The following is a 16,223-nucleotide window of genomic DNA, read 5'->3' as shown; positions in this document are numbered from 1 at the left end:
GGCAAAAGTACAAGGTTTGAAAATTGAATCTAAATTCTGATCCATGTAACCTTATTTGCTGTCCCATGTCGTTTTTATCACGCTCGACGAAGGAGAGCGGTCTTGCAAAATAGAAGAAAAAGAAGAGAATTGGCAAATAGTAATCTGCCTCTTTTTACTCCTTTTTACATCTCCTCTTCAAATTCAATGGATAATTTTCCAACTCGAAAAACATGCAATATTTTATCATACATTTATAAAGTTGAATGCGTTTCTGCGTTTCTTCTCGTATCCTGCCCGATAATAACCCCGATAATAACCCCAAAAACAACCTGTTTCAATGAGGATATTTCACAAACCACTTCTCGCCCGAACACGCCAGCCCGTAGACGGTTTTACTGCGCATTCTCCATTATCGAACCATGCGCATTGTTCCTCAAGGCATGCTGCAAAGTCAGGTGCTCTGTTTCCTATGGGAGAATTCGGACGCATTGGACATAATTTTGTCATCTTAGTTCAACTCCTTGTAATAAAAAACTGATTTAATATGTTTATACTGTTACTAATAGATAAGATCTTTTCTATGGAGTCCGGTCAAAAGAGAAATCTTGCCTGAAGTGCGACTAATATCGCAGAAGGGTAACTATTAAGAAAATAAGGAATCTCTACAAAGCCAGAAAACGATCTCTAAGTTCAGGTAATTTGTTTTATAACCTGTAGAGCCGTGCGCAAACCACCTTCGATAAAGCCCTGGAAATCCGAGTAAGCCTCACCACATATATGGATATTTTTATTTGATAGCGGTGAATCCGGTAATGAGAACGCAGTTAACTTTTTTATTGCCTCTTCAGCACGGATGCCAGCTTTCCATATATGACAACCCGCTTCAAACGGCTCACGGCTCCAGTCTCTTATGCCGAAGCAACTTATTAATTCAGCCTCTGCTTCTATTTTTCTAACGTCAGTATTGTCAGGACTTGATCGTAAATACTGGAGGTAGCCTCCAACAAGACGTTTATCGAGATTCAATTCTGCCTTAAGATGTTCCTGCTGCCGTACAAATGGCGTCCAGTAGCGCATACTGGGCGGGTCACAATAAACCATTACAATCCCGCGTTTACAATTCCCGTCTTTCCTGAAGGTGTAATGGATTTCTCTTGCCGGAGTGGACGAAGCTCGTGTCTGTGGCGGCGTAAATTCATTCCACCACGGATTCTCATTAACAAAGAAACATTTTACCAGTGGAATTGGGATTACAGAATCCACCATTTCTCCAATATGTTCAGGTAACTGAGGACGAAGCTGCATCAGAGGACAGCGAGGTAATGCCAGTACAACATGCTTTGCCAGTACCTTAACTACATTATTGTCAGTTATATTGTCAGTTATATTGTCGGTTTTATTGTCAGTTATATTGTCGGTTTTATTGTCAGTTATATTGTCGGTTTTATTGTCAGTTATATTGTCGGTTTTATTGTCAGTTATATTGTCGGTTTTATTGTCAGTTATATTGTCGGTTTTATTGTCAGTTATATTGTCGGTTTTATTGTCAGTTATATTGTCGGTTTTATTGTCAGTCTTGAATTCCAGTAAAACCCTACCATCAGGCTGGGAAAAGAGGGCTGTTAGCCTGTGATTAAGATGCAATGAGACCGAAGGTTCGGGTCTGGAGTCCAATTTACGGACTAACTCCTGAACAAGAGACTCAGTACCCTGTTTTATGCCAACCAGTTCATCGTCTGGATGCAGTCCACGCAGCCAGAAAATAACCCATTCTGCTGCATTCGGGTTAAAATGAATAAGATGATAAAAAGTCCCATAATGGATGATCTTATTCACTGCACGGTGGCTGAGAACAAGACTGAGTGCGTTCCAGAAACCTATCTCGTAGAGATATTTTCCATTGTAGCTCGCCTTGTTACGCACATAGCTGTAGTATTCCTCGTCAAGAGTAGCCCACCATGCCCGATGTCTGGGGTCATTCGGGTTGTTCATATCTCCACCGCTTGCATTTAACAGGCGCAGAATGCCCAGTTTCAATAGCTCAATTGTTGTCAATTTACTCCCGGAACGCTTACCTCCAGATTCGTCAAAGGTTATCTCAAAAAGAGAATCAGGATCGTTTGCCGCTGTATAGGGTACGAAGGGTTTTGTCTCCAGACCAAGTTCGGATATAAGGTCCATAAGCAGGGGCTGTGCAAGCTTCTCAAATCGCATTGGACCATATTCTGCTAAAAACCCGCCCATTTCTACAGTTTCAATTCGACCTCCAAATCGGCCTGTAGCTTCAAATAGAGAAACGGTATGGTTAACGCCTTTTAACTGTTTTAGTTTGTAACAGGTATAAAGACCTGTGATGCCTCCCCCTACTATAACCGTATCAGAACTAATAATATCAGACACTTTATCTCTCCCATCTCCCCTATTTTCTTTTAAATCACTCTTCACTTTTTCGCAGGCCGAATGTAATTTTTCAGTTTGAAAGTGATCGTGCTATGGAAATAAATATCGAAAATTGAACTCTTTCTTTCTCTATCTTTTTAGACGTGATTTATGCATTTTCTGCAGTAAAATAAGTGCTACTTATAGGTGTTACTTCTTTTTTGGTTCTGGTTGATCATCTTTATTTTAGCTGTGCAATATTTATAGTTCTTATGGACTCCTAACCTTGCAGCTTTTTAGACATGATCCGAAAATTGAAGATGCCAGAAAAAAGAAATCGGTCATATAATAAAGAACAACATACAGATGATCTCTTATCTCCTGAACCTCCAGGCTGAATATTTCAGATAATGGAAAAGGGATTCCTGAAAATATGGAGTTAAAAAGGCTTGAACCACTCGGATTGCAGTTAGTAAGTAATCCTGTTGATCAGTTAGATGGAAAAAATAGAAATTAAAACTTGTGAATTAATTAAGGTTTTGTCTCTCAGTAATTAGGAAAGAGAATTATGATTCAATCTATTATATCTGAATTCAATCTATTATACCTGAATTCAATCTATTATACCTGAATTCAATCTATTATACCTGAATTCAATCTATTATATCTGAACAGAAATTACACGTTCTCCCATCTTCAGAGTGACATACCTTAATGTGATCTTTTGCGTCTCCAAGGTCTACAAACACTGCTTCACAGAACAGACACGGATAAAAGTTTTCCATGTAAAAATTTACACGCTGTTACTATATAAGAATATTGAATTTGTTGTGTAATGTTCGGATCTGCCTATAATTAGAAGGTTCTGCTTGGTTAATGTATAAAGCAGGAGAACTCCCGAGCCATTTAAGGCAATGATAAAAATATTCACCTATTTCTGAAAAATCGAGAAGCTAAAAAGGCCTGAGGGATGAACAAAAAAATTGAAATATCGAATGGATGAAGAGCCCATTTCTTCATTATATGATTTCATGTTTCTAGTTTTACCTTTTCCGGCTTCTTCGCCTTAAGAAAAGACTATCTATAGTTCTCAGATTCGTAAGTGAATTATCTTCATTCTTCCTTTCTCATCCGTGTAATCCATGAATTGCCTGATTGACGTACTCAGCGAAGGATCACGTGGAATATTTCTAAACATGGAAAACTGTTCTACAACTTTAATGCGGTTGTCCCACTTTATCATTTCATTTGCATCATCCAGTGCCCATTTACAGGTGATTCCAAGGGATGCTCCAAACTCATGCATCGCCTTGCTTTTTTCCTGAGCATTTAGCTCATTCCACCAGATTTCGATATCAACCCATTCTGTTCCGCTGGGTTTGGTAGCTGTTGTCAGAGTACTTAGCACTTTATCTTTCAAACTTTGTGGAATTGCCTTCCAGGCGTTCTTAAACGACTTGAAACGCTCTGCTAGCATTGCTTCTCGTTTTTCAGGTTCATCATTGCTCCATCCTGCTCCGTAGCCTCCTCCATCAGCATCACTGCTCGATTTTGATTCTATATCAAACACAACTTCGCAACCCGGGAAATGATCTGCAAGTAAAAGGAATAGCTGGCGTACCTTTGCTTCATCAAAGTAACGCAGGAGTCCACAGGCGATGATAAGTAGGCCGTTTTGAGTGTTAACATCTTTACACCAGCCTGGATCGAGAAACGATTTTGCAATGCATGTTGACCTATCCGTTTCCGGAAGCAACCGCTTTCGGATTTCAATTAGTCCGGGAAGGTCGAGATCATACCAGCGAATTTTGCCGTTATCAATGCGATAAAATTCCGTCTCAAACCCAGCCCCAAGATTAACCACAGATGCAAGAGGATGCTTTGTGATATACTCCTTTACCTTGTTGTCAAATTGCATCGCTCGTGCTGCGGAAGCAAACAATAAATAATCAGTAATTGCCTTTTCAGTTGAAAAATCGTAATCCAATCGTTCAACGAGCTCAAGTGCTTTGTCATCATTGAACAATGAGCCGTGCTCTTTACTCACCTTTGCTCGGCCATACAGGATCAATAAGGAAGTTTGCGGTATGCCACTTAAATCAACATTTATTTTGCTCTGTTGCAAATCTATCACTCATCCATTTTAACATTCTGGCATGGATATTGTTCTATTATTCCTCAAGACTTTAGTACCTATGGTTAATCTTTCACCGGTACTTGAATAGTTAAAAATGAAATATTTTTCAGATATAATCGTTTTGAAATTGCCTACTTTTTGTCTATATAACTGTAAAACTTCCTGAAATTAAACTCCTTAAAACTAAACTCCTTAAAACTAAACTCCTTAAAACTAAACTCCTTAAAACTAAACTCCTTGAAACTAAACTCCTTGAAACTGCATAACTCTTTCAAACTGTCCCTGGTCAGAGTCTTGCATGACTGTGAAAACCGTGAGACGAAACATAAAGAAGATAAAATTGACATGTTTCATATGACCGCAGTATACAGCAGTATACAATGGAACTTTGCTTTTTGGAGAGTGAATACAGTTGAAAACAGCTAGAGAACCGCTTGAAATAATAAAATAAGCAAAATTATTGAGAACTAAGCTTATTAAACTATTAGGCTTAATAATTTAATAAGCTGAATAAATGCGATAGAATTTATTAAATTTAATAAATTCATAAATTTTAAAGAGGTTTTATTCTGGAACTTACCTTTAAAGGCGGGTGCAGGGAAGTAGGACGTTCGGGTTTGCTGGTAAACGAGGATGTTCTGTTTGATTACGGCATAAAGACTGGGGATATCCCGGAATATCCTCTCAACGGCATGGAACCAAAGGTTGTGCTCGTCTCACATGGACATCTTGATCACTGCGGGGCTGTTCCAAACCTCATGTACCAGAATCCTGAGGTTTTCATGACCCCGCCGACTGCAGATCTAACTTTCCTGCTTGGAAAAGACACCCTGAAGCTTGCAGAAAGAACGCTGTCAGGAGTGTCTCCTTTTGATCTCGATGACCTCCAGAAGCTTGCCAATCGGACACAAAAAATCGATTATGACAAACCTTTCAAAAGTCATGGGTACAGAATCTGTTTTTACAACGCAGGTCACATCCCTGGAGCATCTGGAATTTTCCTTGAGTCGGAATCAGGAGAAAGCCTGTTTTATACCGGGGATTTTAGCCTTAAAGAAACAAGGCTTGTGCCCGGTGCAGCCGAATTTCCCGAGGCCGATACTCTTGTTCTCGAGAGCACATATTTTGGGGAAGAACATATCCCACGAAAAGAGACCGAAGAGAGGTTTATCGAATCGATCCTTAGCACTCTTGACAGGGGAGGCACTGCCCTTATCCCTGCATTTGCCATAGGCAGAACTCAGGAGATACTTATGCTGCTTGATGCCCACGGAATTCAGGCTTATGTGGACGGCATGGGCAGGGACGTTTACAAGCTCCTTAAAAAATATCCGGAATACCTTAAAAACCCCGAGCTCCTTGACCGGGCTTTCGGGCGTGCCATTTCCGTAAAAGACCATCAGCGGGATTCAATACTTAAAGAGCCTTCGGTTATTGTTACTACAGCCGGGATGCTGAACGGAGGACCGATACTTTATTACCTGAGCCGGCTTTACAAGGACCCCAGTTCCAAAGTCCTGCTCACAGGCTACCAGGTTGAAGGCACAAACGGCAGGCTGGCTCTGGAACACCGGATGATAGAAACCAACGGAGATGTCCTGACACTCAAACCCAGGGTAGAACAGTATGACTTTTCCGCACACAGTGGAGACAGTGAGCTCAAAAAAGTTGTGAAAGATTTCTGCAGGAAAGGCACTGAAAGGGTCTTTGTAATGCATGGAGATAAAACCGAAGCTTTTGCAGAGTGGATTTTGGAGGAAATTGGTGTGGAAGCTTATGCACCCACAAACGGGGAATCTTTTACCTTTTAAAGATCAAAGGAAAGGATAAACAGTTATTAAAAATGATTCTTAAACATCTTTTTCTATTTGTGGTTTTATTGCACTCGTTGGACAGGATTTCTGGCATTTAAATCATCCAGATATCTTTATTATCAACAAGGGCTTGATAACCATCCATTTTAAAAACACTCATAGAGCACTGATGGATCATCATGGTAGAACTACTCCTTAAAGAAAGTTGGATGTCCGCTGAGCGCTATCAACAGGGTTACCTTCCGGTGGTGAGTCGGACGCCCTTGACCCAGTCATTATAAAGCCCTCGGTCGGGGGTAATCAAGTCCTGTCACTGGGGATTCCCAGGTCTTCAAGCCTCTCATACCACGGAAGGACAAGCTGTCCCAGTCGATTTAGCGTCGCCGATGTTCCATATCGGCGACGCGGTTACCTGTCCAGGTCCCACACGAGAGGTTCAGTTCTGTTTCTGCACTCTGTGGTTCAGACCACCGTCGAAACGGATATCTCCCGGAGCAGTAGCTTCGGGAAGCCCGCGGGCGTTTGGCGCTCCTAGTGGGGGTAGCTGCGCCAGTTCACAGAACCCTTCTGCTACCACTGGTCCGTCAATCGAGCCACTATGGAGCTCCAACGCTCCCTCTATGAATGGACCCGCAGCTCCCGGGCTCTCCTGAGAGGGGGTGGCAGATGGGGATATGAAGAACGTTCCTTTAGGCGTCTTTAGTTCGCCCCACCACGGGTACGACATATTCGTTATAGGCGATGTCCACCATTTGATCGGCGTGTACACGATGGACGGTCCGAACGCGTACTGCGGTGGCTGACCTTTGGGTACAAAAGCGAACCGGTTTTGTTGAATCTGTGGAGAGTCCCAACCCATCATAGCGGCTGTTATGTTGAAAGGTATGGTGGTAGTTACAACTCCCGCAGGACTACCGTAATACTGCCTCCAGGTAAATGAATCCCCGTTGGGGAAACGGGCATACCCCCAGAAGTATCGGAGCTGTTCAGGTGACTGGAAGTTACCCCACTGGTGTTCAAACCAGGCTATGCCTTCAATCTCATGGGCAACGCCATCATCCAGGGTTACCGTACCGTTCATTTCCATCTCCGGGGCTACATAGTAGTATGAAAGACCGTACATAGTCGAAGGGTTTTGGTCGTACTGATCGTTGAATCCAATGTTTTCCAGCCCCCAATAGGCCATTGGAATGTAGCCTGGGGCCTTTACGATCCCGGTGACGTCAAAGTTGTACGGAGTGCCGACGGTTATATTACTCTCGTTTGTCGCCCATCCTTTGAAATTCCACCGTTCTTGGGAATAGCTGTAGTTCGTGGCAAAACCCTGATCCTTGCCAACCTCACCGACCGTATAATTGAAATCTCCATTGGATCCCGTGGTCACAAACTTGCCCGTCGGGTCAATTCCATGACCATAAAACTTGGCTTCATCTTTGTCGAGGTAGGCCATGAGAACCCTGGTATTGGGTCTTTGTATGTCATTTCGCCACCCCTGCTGTAAATTGCACACAAACAAAGATATGTTGTGGCCTGTCGTCAGGTCCTTGCCCAGTAATGTAAAGTAGTGCCACTCATCGAAATCGTTAAAGTGGTAGGTAGGTCCGCTATGCCACTGGTGGTCCCTGGGAAAGTGGTAGAGTCCCTGTTCTTCCGTGTTCAGCCCTGGGCTCGTGAGCCACGGTGCAGATCCTTGGGCCGAAGTTGTTGTGTTCATTGAAGTTTCATTATCTGCTTTGACTGCGATGGTTCCTGCAGGTTCTGATGCTTGTGCGGCGCTAGGAGGAATAGCTAAGCATAGCAATAGTAGAGAAACTATCAATCCAGTTTTCAATCCAGTTTTCAATCCAATTTTCATTCTTTACCCCCCGTATGTGAATAGACCATTTGGTCTGTTTTATGAATACATTAAGCAGATTTTGCTTTATCAATTAATCATCCAGGTCCGTTTTTTAGAAGATTAATATTGGATAAACTCTATCTCCATATTATATGCCGAAGAAGTGGGTCTAAATGATAGCAAGATTATTATTTAGAGAATATAATATAATAAGAATTGTAAATAAGGAAATCAATATTGAAAACATGAATCGATATTAATGAAAAGCCGACGTTATCTAGTCGAGTTTTCAGAATATCCTCTACAATTGTATTGAGCCGAAAAAAATCATGATCTCACATGAGTACCTGGACCACTGCGGTTCTGTCCCTAACCTTATGTACCTGAATCCTGAGGTCTTCACGACTCCGCCTACAGCAGAGTTTCCTTCCTTCTTGGGAGAGATACCCTCAAACTTGCAGAGATAACGCTTTCGGGTGTAGCCCATTTGACCCTGATGAACTCCAGAAACTTTTACAGATAACCAGAAAAAAGATTATGGGGAAACTTTCAAAATACACGGCAACAGGGCTTGCTTCCACAACGCAGGCCATATTCCGGAAGCTCAGGGAATTCATCTCGAATCCAAATCCAGAAAAAGTCTTTTTTATACGGGAGATTTCAACTTGGAGGAAAACAGGCTTGTACCGGAGGCAGCCAAATTTACCGAAGCAGACACTCTTATCCTTGAGTTATTGTCACTACAGCCGGAATGCGGAATGGAAGGCCTGTACTTTACTACTTGAGCCGACTTTACAAAGATCCCAATTTCAAAGTCTTGCTCACAGGCTACTAGGTTGAAGGCACAAACGGCAGGTTAGCACTTGAACACAGACTTGTCGAGATCAGAGGAGATATACTCACTCTTAAGTCCAGGAGAGAACAGTATGACTTTTCAGCACACAGCGGCGATAGCGAGCTCAAAAAGGTTGTGAAGGATTTCTGCAGGAAAGGTACGGAAAGAGTCTTTGTAATGCATGGGGACAAAACCGAAAGCTTTGCACAGTGGATTTCGGAAGAAATCGGCGTGGATGCATATGCGCCCGCAAACGGGGAGTTGTTTACTTTTTAATGAAGATAATGAACTTTTACATTAAAATGCATAGAAAATGATAAAAAGCGTTTTCAGCCTTTGCAACTGTTAAAATTTTTAACTTTTGAAGCATAAGGGAAATAACTTTTTAGGAACCGCGAATTACTTTATTTTAGCTTTTTATATAAAGAAGGACGCGGAATTCTGCTGACAGAGGATGCTGATGCAGCTATTCTTACATTTTATTAAATGTTCATGTTCATAGCTGCAATGGGTATGAATCATGTGTTGATCTTAGAATTGGGGTATGAATCATATATTGATTTTAGAATTGATGTTAGCACTTTCACTTATACTATATTCTATTGTCAAGTTTTGTGCTGGAAGCTGCAAATACTACAGAAGCCGCTTGACTTTGCTCTGAAACTCCAGGTATAAGGTTCTTTGAAGAAGTTTCAAAGGTAAAACTTGAAACGATGGCAGCAAAACATGAATAAATAGTTGCTCCAGGACAGTACAGCATTGGTTGAAATACCATAGATTCCTGATTTACTCGCGGGAGCTGTCATCTGCAAAGCCTTAAACTCCAGAAGTTCCATTAACTGAATATGATTCTCAATCCTGAATCCGAAGTGCTTGAAACACTTGCAAAGAGTATACTTCTAGCTGCACGGACTGCCCCGAAAGCCAAAGGCGTAGATGATATAGTGACTGCCCTTGTTGAGATACCTGATATCGAAGTACTTGCCTCGACAATGGAAAGGCTGGCAGAGGAAAAAAGCGCAGGGTTTGCTTTTCTGAAAAGGGATGCTGCAAATCTTCGAAACGCAGGGGCTGCTATTCTTATCGGTGTTAAAACCAGCGGGGCTGCGGGCCTGGACTGTGGAGCCTGCGGCTCTGAAACCTGTGCTGAGATGCTGAACCGGCAAAAGATAGAAGGAGATTTCAGGGGTCCGAATTGCATGCTCAAATATGTAGACCTGGGAATAGCTATAGGTGCAGCCGTTGCAAAGGCCAAGGATTTCTGCATCGACAACAGAGTAATGTACTCAATTGGTGCAGCTGCCAGGGTTTCTGGTTTGCTTGATGCAGATGTCGTTTTTGGAATTCCGCTGAGTGTAACCGGGAAAAATATCTTTTTCGATAGAAAATAATGCTTGTAAGAATACAAGACTTGTAAAAATAAGGCTCATATAAGGACTCTCTAAAAAGACAGATTTTATATAAAAGGGAAATTTATTCCGGCCTGGCATTCAGTGTGTCTGGCCAGATTATTTTTAATGTTCTAATCTTTAGAAGTAATGAAAGCGTCTCTAAAGGTGTAAAGGTGATGAGAGCCTCTCTAAAGTTCAGAACTTCTTCAAGTACAGTCAGTTAGAATTTCAGTTTTTTCATCCTATCGACTGCTTCTTTAATTCTATCGACCGGTTTTGTAAGGGCAAACCTGATGTAACCTTCTCCAGCGTCTCCGAACCCGACACCAGGGGTTGCAATGATTCCGGCTTCTTCGAGCAGGAGTTTTGCAAAACTCATTGATGTAAAACCTTCAGGTACCGGAGCCCATATGTAGAAAGTAGCTTTTGGCGGCTTTACTTTAAGGCCTATCGCTGTAAGCCCTTCTATGAGAGCATCCCGCCTCTCCTGATAGATTTTATTTGTTTCTTCGACACAGTCCTGGGAAGAACAGAGAGCTGCAATGCCCGCGATCTGAATAGCGTCAAAGACACCTGAATCCACATTGGATTTGACCTTGCCGAGCCCTTTTATAAGGTCTTTATTTCCGACTGCAAACCCGAGCCTCCAGCCTGTCATGTTATAGGTCTTGGAATGAGAATAAAGTTCCATGCCAATATCCATTGCCCCGTCGGCAGCAAGGAAAGAGGGAGATTCGTACCCGTCGTATGTCATCTGGCAGTAGGCGTTGTCATGCACTGCAATGATGTCATTCTTTTTGCAGAACTCAACGACCTTTTCAAAAAACTGCATATCAGCAGTTGCAGCAGTCGGGTTGTTCGGGTAATTGAAGAAGAATAGCTTTGCCTTTTTCAGGACATTCTCAGGAATTGAGTCCAGGTCAGGCAGGAAATTATTTTCAGCAGTCAGCGGCAGCGGATACGGCTCTCCACCCGCAAACATTGTTCCTATTTTGTAAACCGGATACCCGGGCTCAGTATAGAGCACGACATCTCCAGGGTTGACAAAAGCGAGCGGAATGTGTGCAACCGCTTCTTTTGACCCGATCAGGGCAAGGACTTCAGTTGCAGGGTCAAGCTCAATCCCCTTGTATTTCTTACACCAGTCCGCTGCTGCTTTCCTGAATTCCGGCATCCCGGCATAAGATGGATAATCGTGCGTTTTTGGGTCGCAGACAGCTTCTCGCATAGCCTCCACAATGTGCGGGTGCGTCGGCAGGTCAGGATCTCCTACGCCAAGGTCGATAACATCGACTCCCCTGGCAATCAGTTCGTCCCTCGCTTCGTCTATAGTAGCAAAAAGATATGGGGGTAGTGCATTGATTCTATCAGAGTACATTGATAAAGTCACCTGAAGATGATTGGCGTGCGTAAGTTTTCATAGTTACGGTATTTGGAATATTAAAAGGTATGGGATAAATGAAAACTGTGAACTTCCATATGATTTTTTATTTTAAGATAATCAAATTAATTCAAAAGATTTAACTTTTATTATTTTATATCTGTTTCTGGAAAAATTAACTGGAAGATTGGTGGATAGAATGGCCCGTGTATTTGTATCTTCTACATTTAAGGATCTGGAAGAATGCCGTGAAAAGGTAAGGCTCAATCTGAAGAGGATGAGCCATGAAGATGTAGCAATGGAATATTTTGTCGCAGAAGATAAAATACCTGTTGACAAGTGTCTGGGAGATGTTGCTTCATGCGACCTTTACATAGGTATTTTTGCGTGGAGATATGGGTACACACCTGAAGGATACGATAAATCCATAACAGAACTTGAGTATAGAGAAGCGATAAAAGAAGGAAAAGATTGCCTAATATTTTTACTCAATGAAGATGCACCGTGGCTACCGAAATATGTAGACAAAGGAAAAGATGCAGAAAAAATCGCATCTTTGAGAAACGAGTTATCAACTAAATGCATTGTTAGCTTTTTTAAATCTGCTGATGAACTTTCCAGTTTAGTAGGAGCAGCTATTCACAAGTGGGAAACTAAAAACAGGAATTCAATATTGGAAGAGGGGAAGATCGCAGAACTTGATCTCACACAGTACAGAGAAGCTGTTTCCAAAAGATACTGTAATATTGATCTCGATGCTCTAACCCCCTCCAAAAAAGAAGATTATCTAAAGATCAAGCTCAGCAGCGTGTTTGTCGAGCAGAACGTAAGAGAAAATCCACCTCCAGTTGAACTTCCAAAAGAGATATGGAATAAAATGCATGAGGAATGGGACCCTGAAAAAGAATGTTTTCCAGAAGGCTTGACCGCAGAAGATCTTAAACGCGCAAAAGAATCTTATTATTCAAAGGACTCAAAAGCCGTACTTGATGTCATACGTGATGAGAGTAACAAATATATTGTAATTCTTGGAGATCCCGGTGCTGGCAAATCCACACTTACAAAATATATTATTTTATCAGTTTTACAAATTAACAATGACGAAAAACTTTCCAGTCTTTTCAATTCCTATCTTCCCCTTAGAGTCGAACTCAGGGAATTTGCGGGCTTGTGTGCAGAAAAAGAATGCAGGACTTTTCTTGATTACTTTCAAAACCTTTCAGAAACTGAGGGTTACAGTTTAACAAAAGAGGAAGTTGGCAACTATCTCAAAAATGACGGTAAAGCAATAGTCATCTTTGATGGACTTGATGAGATTTTTGATCCCAAGGAATGGGAACGAATAAACCGCATGATTGTAGGATTTACACTTGACTACCCTAAAGTCAGGGTAATTGTAACTTCAAGGATTATCGGCTACAAACGTAAAATCCTTGATGACGCAGGTTTTGCTCACTTTACACTTCAGGATTTCGAAAAAGAGCAGATAGAAACCTTCCTTGACAGATGGTATCCTTGTGTTATTGATGAAACCGAAATAGAAAGCAGAAAATCAAGGATTCTGAGAGCCCTTAAGGATTCACCCTCAATAAGACAGCTTGCCGGAAACCCCTTACTGCTGACAATTCTGGCGATAATAGGCAAGCATCAGGAACTTCCTAGAGAAAGGTGGAAGCTTTTCGATCATGCTGCCAGTGTCCTTGTAGAAAACTGGGAAGTTAACAAACACCTTAACAAACACTTGAAAAGAAGCTCTGTAGAGATGGATTTTATCGGTGAGGACGACAAAAAAGAGCTTCTCATGAGAATCGCCTTCAAAATGCAGTCCGGCCCCGACGGACTCGCAGGCAATTTTATTCACAGGAAAACGCTTCAGCAAGAAATTGAGTTTTATCTCCAGAGTCGCTACCAAAAAGATCCATCTGACTCAAAAGAGATAGCAGAATCGATTATTGACCAACTAAGAAGAGTAAATTTCATCCTCTGTCTTTACGGAGCCGATTTTTACGGATTCGTCCATCGTACCTTCCTTGAGTATTTCTGTGCAATGGATATCGTCCAGAAATTCGACAATCATGAACTCAATATTGAAACCTTGAAATTAAATTATTTTGAAAAATATTGGGAAGATCCCACATGGCACGAAGTCCTGAGTCTTGTATGCGGCATGAAAGAAGATTTTGCAGACGACATTATAAGATGCCTGATGCAGATATACGATCCCCAATATTTTGGCAATAGACCTCCTTTGAATATCGTTTTAGCGATCAAATGTTTGAGTGAAATCCGAAACCGAATGCGATTGGAGAAACTGCAAAGAAGCTGCTTGAAAGAGTACTCAGACTGTTTGAAATGGTCCGCTGGACGCAGGACATCAATCAATTCCTTGCTGAAGAAATGGTTCCGGCTGCAAAACTGTTAGGTAATGGCTGGCCTCACCGGGATACTATAATTGATCAGTTTTCACGAAGTCAGGTCTATATGCGATATTATCCTTTTTTAGCTTCTCCAGATATTGACATAGATCTTAACAATACATGGGCAGAATTTATAACGGGAGTGGATTCTAACTCAGAAGAGTTACGTGAAGAAGCTTCGAGAAAAATAAATAATAAAGCATATTCTAGTCTTCTGGGTGTTTTAATCTTAGGAAAATATGAGCCAAAAGATGAAGAATTATTTCGTCTCTTTTTAAACATCTCAGCTCAAAGTAGATTTTATTTTGTTCGGATGAGTGCAGTTCAGGAACTTGCTCGTGGTTGGCATGACGACCCTAAAACACTCAAATTTATCAAACAGCGGGCCACGACCGATGAATMTTATRATGTCCGGATGAGTGCAGTTCAGGAACTTGCTCGTGGTTGGCATGACGACCCTGAAACACTCAATATTATCAAACAGCGGGCCACGACCGATGAATCTTATAATGTCCGKATGAGTGCAGYTSAGGAACTTGCTCGTGGTTGGCATGACGACCCTGAAACACTCAAATTTATCAAACAGTGGGCCACGACCGATGAGAATGAGTATGTCCGGATGAGTGCAGTTAAGGAACTAAAAAAGTGGTGGGGTGAAGAGGTAGAAGAAAACATTGAAGAGTGACAGTACTATATGCCACACTTATTCCTTTTCAAGACTCTTTATTGTGGCTCATAATTCTCAGATTTTCTGCGATTTGTGAAGCTTACATCCACTTTCTCTATCAATTCATTTTTTCCTTCCATTTTATCAAACTGATAAGTCTAGTCTACAGATTATATCTGGCCATTTCAGCACACCTTTAATCATTAACGAGCAACAAAAGGCCAGGAAATAATTATAAACAAAGAAAAATTAGTGTTACAGGACTTACACGTTTGAGGGGCGTAATCAAGCACAAGAGACTCTATTATTCTCTTGTAGTCAAGACAATTCGAAGTTTAATGTTATAATTTTCCCTCAGCAGCTCTGTAAGTCCCATGAAAAACAATCAAACAAGGATAAATGAAATACAAAGAAGGCAATAAAAAATGAAAAATAGGGAAAAGTTGTATGTACTTTTAGCTTCAACAGCCCTTATTTTATCCTTTTCAGTTTCTGCTTTATCCGTTGCATCGGCGTCGAGTGATCAGAATGGTCCGGTAATTGTTACTCAGACTCAGGTTATGACAAGCAATGGGACAGTAATCAATGAGTCGTCCTCGCAGTCCTCTCCTATCGTCTACAGCAGCAAAGTCGTGTGGCATTATGACAATAGCACTGATAATGGGAGTGTAGATAGTGTGAATATTTATGCGTCCAACTTATCCACTTCCAGAAATGTTCAGATAGTCTCAAATGAGGCTAATCAGTGGCTGTCGGATGTTCCATTTCTTTCCAGTGAAATAAATAATTTGAGACCTTTTATCTCAAATGACAGGACAATATGGGACAACTGGTTCAACGGGTTCATAAACAAGGACTTCAATAATGACATTAATTCAGATGATTGGTTCAATGACCTTCTGAATGACGATTTACGCATGGATTCTCTTGACTCGAACCTTCAGAAAGTTGATTTTTCAGCATCTCCAACTTCAGGAAATGCACCACTGAAAGTTGCTTTCACTGATAATAGTACCGGATCGCCCACATCATGGAACTGGGACTTTGGAGATGGGACGAATTCGACAGAAGAGAATCCTGTGCACACGTACAACAGCTCAGGACAATATACCGTTACCTTAACAGAGAAAAACAATACCTACTGCGGCACTAAATCCGTATTTGACTATGTCAAAGTCGCATAAGGGAAATGAGTGCCTTAAATTGAAAAACTATGAAAAATGAAAAACAGTAGTGGGTAACAGCGGGGGTTATTTTCCTTTTTCTACAGAAGCTTACTTTTCTGTAGAAGCTTACTTTTCCGTACAAGCTTATTTTTCTGTACAAGCTTACTTTTCTGTACAATCTTATTTTTTCTACATCGGCTTCTTGTTTAAAAACCTC

13 protein-coding genes are annotated in these 16,223 nt (G+C 41.5%); 7 read left to right on the top strand and 6 right to left on the bottom strand.

Annotated features, from left to right (window positions below; genetic code table 11):
- Nucleotides 1-330: 330 nt before the first annotated feature.
- Nucleotides 331-489 carry a hypothetical protein gene (locus tag FXW07_RS11630; RefSeq protein WP_229395580.1) on the bottom strand — a complete coding sequence of 53 codons (159 nt, stop codon included), beginning with the start codon at nt 487-489 and terminating at the stop codon, nt 331-333.
- 183 nt (nt 490-672) lie between these two features.
- Entirely contained in the window at nt 673-2,382 is a 1,710-nt protein-coding gene (locus FXW07_RS19530) for an FAD-dependent oxidoreductase (protein WP_229395579.1), read from the bottom strand.
- A 345-nt stretch (nt 2,383-2,727) separates the two neighbouring features.
- On the opposite strand from FXW07_RS19530, the gene FXW07_RS11620 reads away from it, so the two are divergent.
- A complete protein-coding gene (locus tag FXW07_RS11620; RefSeq protein ID WP_229395661.1) occupies nt 2,728-2,772 on the top strand; it encodes a hypothetical protein in 45 nt (14 codons plus the stop codon).
- Nucleotides 2,773-3,451: 679 nt separating this feature from the next.
- Here the strand turns inward: FXW07_RS11620 and FXW07_RS11615 are convergent.
- The gene (locus tag FXW07_RS11615; protein ID WP_229395578.1) at nt 3,452-4,495 is read right to left on the bottom strand and encodes a class I SAM-dependent methyltransferase; all 1,044 of its coding nucleotides are present in this window, start codon (nt 4,493-4,495) and stop codon (nt 3,452-3,454) included.
- Nucleotides 4,496-5,115: 620 nt separating this feature from the next.
- On the opposite strand from FXW07_RS11615, the gene FXW07_RS11610 reads away from it, so the two are divergent.
- Nucleotides 5,116-6,309, top strand: a complete 1,194-nt coding sequence (locus tag FXW07_RS11610; RefSeq protein WP_229395577.1) for an MBL fold metallo-hydrolase — start codon at nt 5,116-5,118, stop codon at nt 6,307-6,309.
- Nucleotides 6,310-6,748: 439 nt separating this feature from the next.
- On the opposite strand, the gene FXW07_RS11605 is transcribed toward FXW07_RS11610, so the two are convergent.
- Both FXW07_RS11605 and FXW07_RS11600 read right to left on the bottom strand, forming a co-directional pair.
- Nucleotides 6,749-8,167, bottom strand: a complete 1,419-nt coding sequence (locus tag FXW07_RS11605) for a carotenoid 1,2-hydratase (RefSeq protein WP_229395576.1) — start codon at nt 8,165-8,167, stop codon at nt 6,749-6,751.
- 283 nt (nt 8,168-8,450) lie between these two features.
- On the bottom strand, nt 8,451-8,636 hold the full coding sequence (locus FXW07_RS11600) for a hypothetical protein (protein WP_229395575.1): 186 nt from the start codon (nt 8,634-8,636) through the stop codon (nt 8,451-8,453).
- Between the two features lie 396 nt (nt 8,637-9,032).
- Between FXW07_RS11600 and FXW07_RS19525 the strand changes: the two genes are divergently transcribed.
- Nucleotides 9,033-9,260, top strand: a complete 228-nt coding sequence (locus FXW07_RS19525; protein ID WP_346655653.1) for an MBL fold metallo-hydrolase RNA specificity domain-containing protein — start codon at nt 9,033-9,035, stop codon at nt 9,258-9,260.
- Between the two features lie 569 nt (nt 9,261-9,829).
- The gene (locus tag FXW07_RS11590; RefSeq protein ID WP_229395574.1) at nt 9,830-10,375 is read left to right on the top strand and encodes a DUF2148 domain-containing protein; all 546 of its coding nucleotides are present in this window, start codon (nt 9,830-9,832) and stop codon (nt 10,373-10,375) included.
- Nucleotides 10,376-10,595: 220 nt separating this feature from the next.
- Here FXW07_RS11590 and FXW07_RS11585 read toward each other — a convergent pair whose 3' ends face one another.
- Nucleotides 10,596-11,753, bottom strand: coding sequence for an LL-diaminopimelate aminotransferase (locus tag FXW07_RS11585; protein WP_229395573.1), 1,158 nt, complete (start codon nt 11,751-11,753; stop codon nt 10,596-10,598).
- Nucleotides 11,754-11,955: 202 nt separating this feature from the next.
- Between FXW07_RS11585 and FXW07_RS11580 the strand changes: the two genes are divergently transcribed.
- From FXW07_RS11580 to FXW07_RS11570, 3 genes are all read left to right on the top strand, one after another.
- Complete coding sequence (locus FXW07_RS11580) at nt 11,956-14,178, top strand: DUF4062 domain-containing protein (protein ID WP_229395572.1); 2,223 nt, start codon at nt 11,956-11,958, stop codon at nt 14,176-14,178.
- The gene (locus FXW07_RS11575) at nt 14,109-14,858 is read left to right on the top strand and encodes a HEAT repeat domain-containing protein (protein WP_229395571.1); all 750 of its coding nucleotides are present in this window, start codon (nt 14,109-14,111) and stop codon (nt 14,856-14,858) included. Before FXW07_RS11580 ends, FXW07_RS11575 begins: the two co-directional genes overlap by 70 nt.
- A gap of 407 nt (nt 14,859-15,265) precedes the next feature.
- Nucleotides 15,266-16,024, top strand: a complete 759-nt coding sequence (locus tag FXW07_RS11570) for a PKD domain-containing protein (protein ID WP_229395570.1) — start codon at nt 15,266-15,268, stop codon at nt 16,022-16,024.
- The last annotated feature ends 199 nt before the right edge of the window (nt 16,025-16,223 follow it).

It is taken from the genome of Methanosarcina sp. DH1 (genome assembly GCF_020804205.1).
GTDB classification, from domain to species: Archaea; Halobacteriota; Methanosarcinia; order Methanosarcinales; family Methanosarcinaceae; genus Methanosarcina; species Methanosarcina vacuolata.
The sequence above is the reverse complement of the archived record's forward strand: the minus strand, read 5'-3'. Positions and strand labels throughout refer to the sequence as shown.

Coding starts and splice junctions, on each gene's coding strand:
- FXW07_RS11630 (WP_229395580.1), bottom strand. CDS start 489: ATGACAAAATTATGTCCAATGCGTCCGAATTCTCCCATAGGAAACAGA.
- FXW07_RS11605 (WP_229395576.1), bottom strand. CDS start 8,167: ATGAAAATTGGATTGAAAACTGGATTGAAAACTGGATTGATAGTTTCT.
- FXW07_RS11600 (WP_229395575.1), bottom strand. CDS start 8,636: ATGGGCTACACCCGAAAGCGTTATCTCTGCAAGTTTGAGGGTATCTCT.
- FXW07_RS11590 (WP_229395574.1), top strand. CDS start 9,830: ATGATTCTCAATCCTGAATCCGAAGTGCTTGAAACACTTGCAAAGAGT.
- FXW07_RS11585 (WP_229395573.1), bottom strand. CDS start 11,753: ATGTACTCTGATAGAATCAATGCACTACCCCCATATCTTTTTGCTACT.
- FXW07_RS11580 (WP_229395572.1), top strand. CDS start 11,956: ATGGCCCGTGTATTTGTATCTTCTACATTTAAGGATCTGGAAGAATGC.
- FXW07_RS11570 (WP_229395570.1), top strand. CDS start 15,266: ATGAAAAATAGGGAAAAGTTGTATGTACTTTTAGCTTCAACAGCCCTT.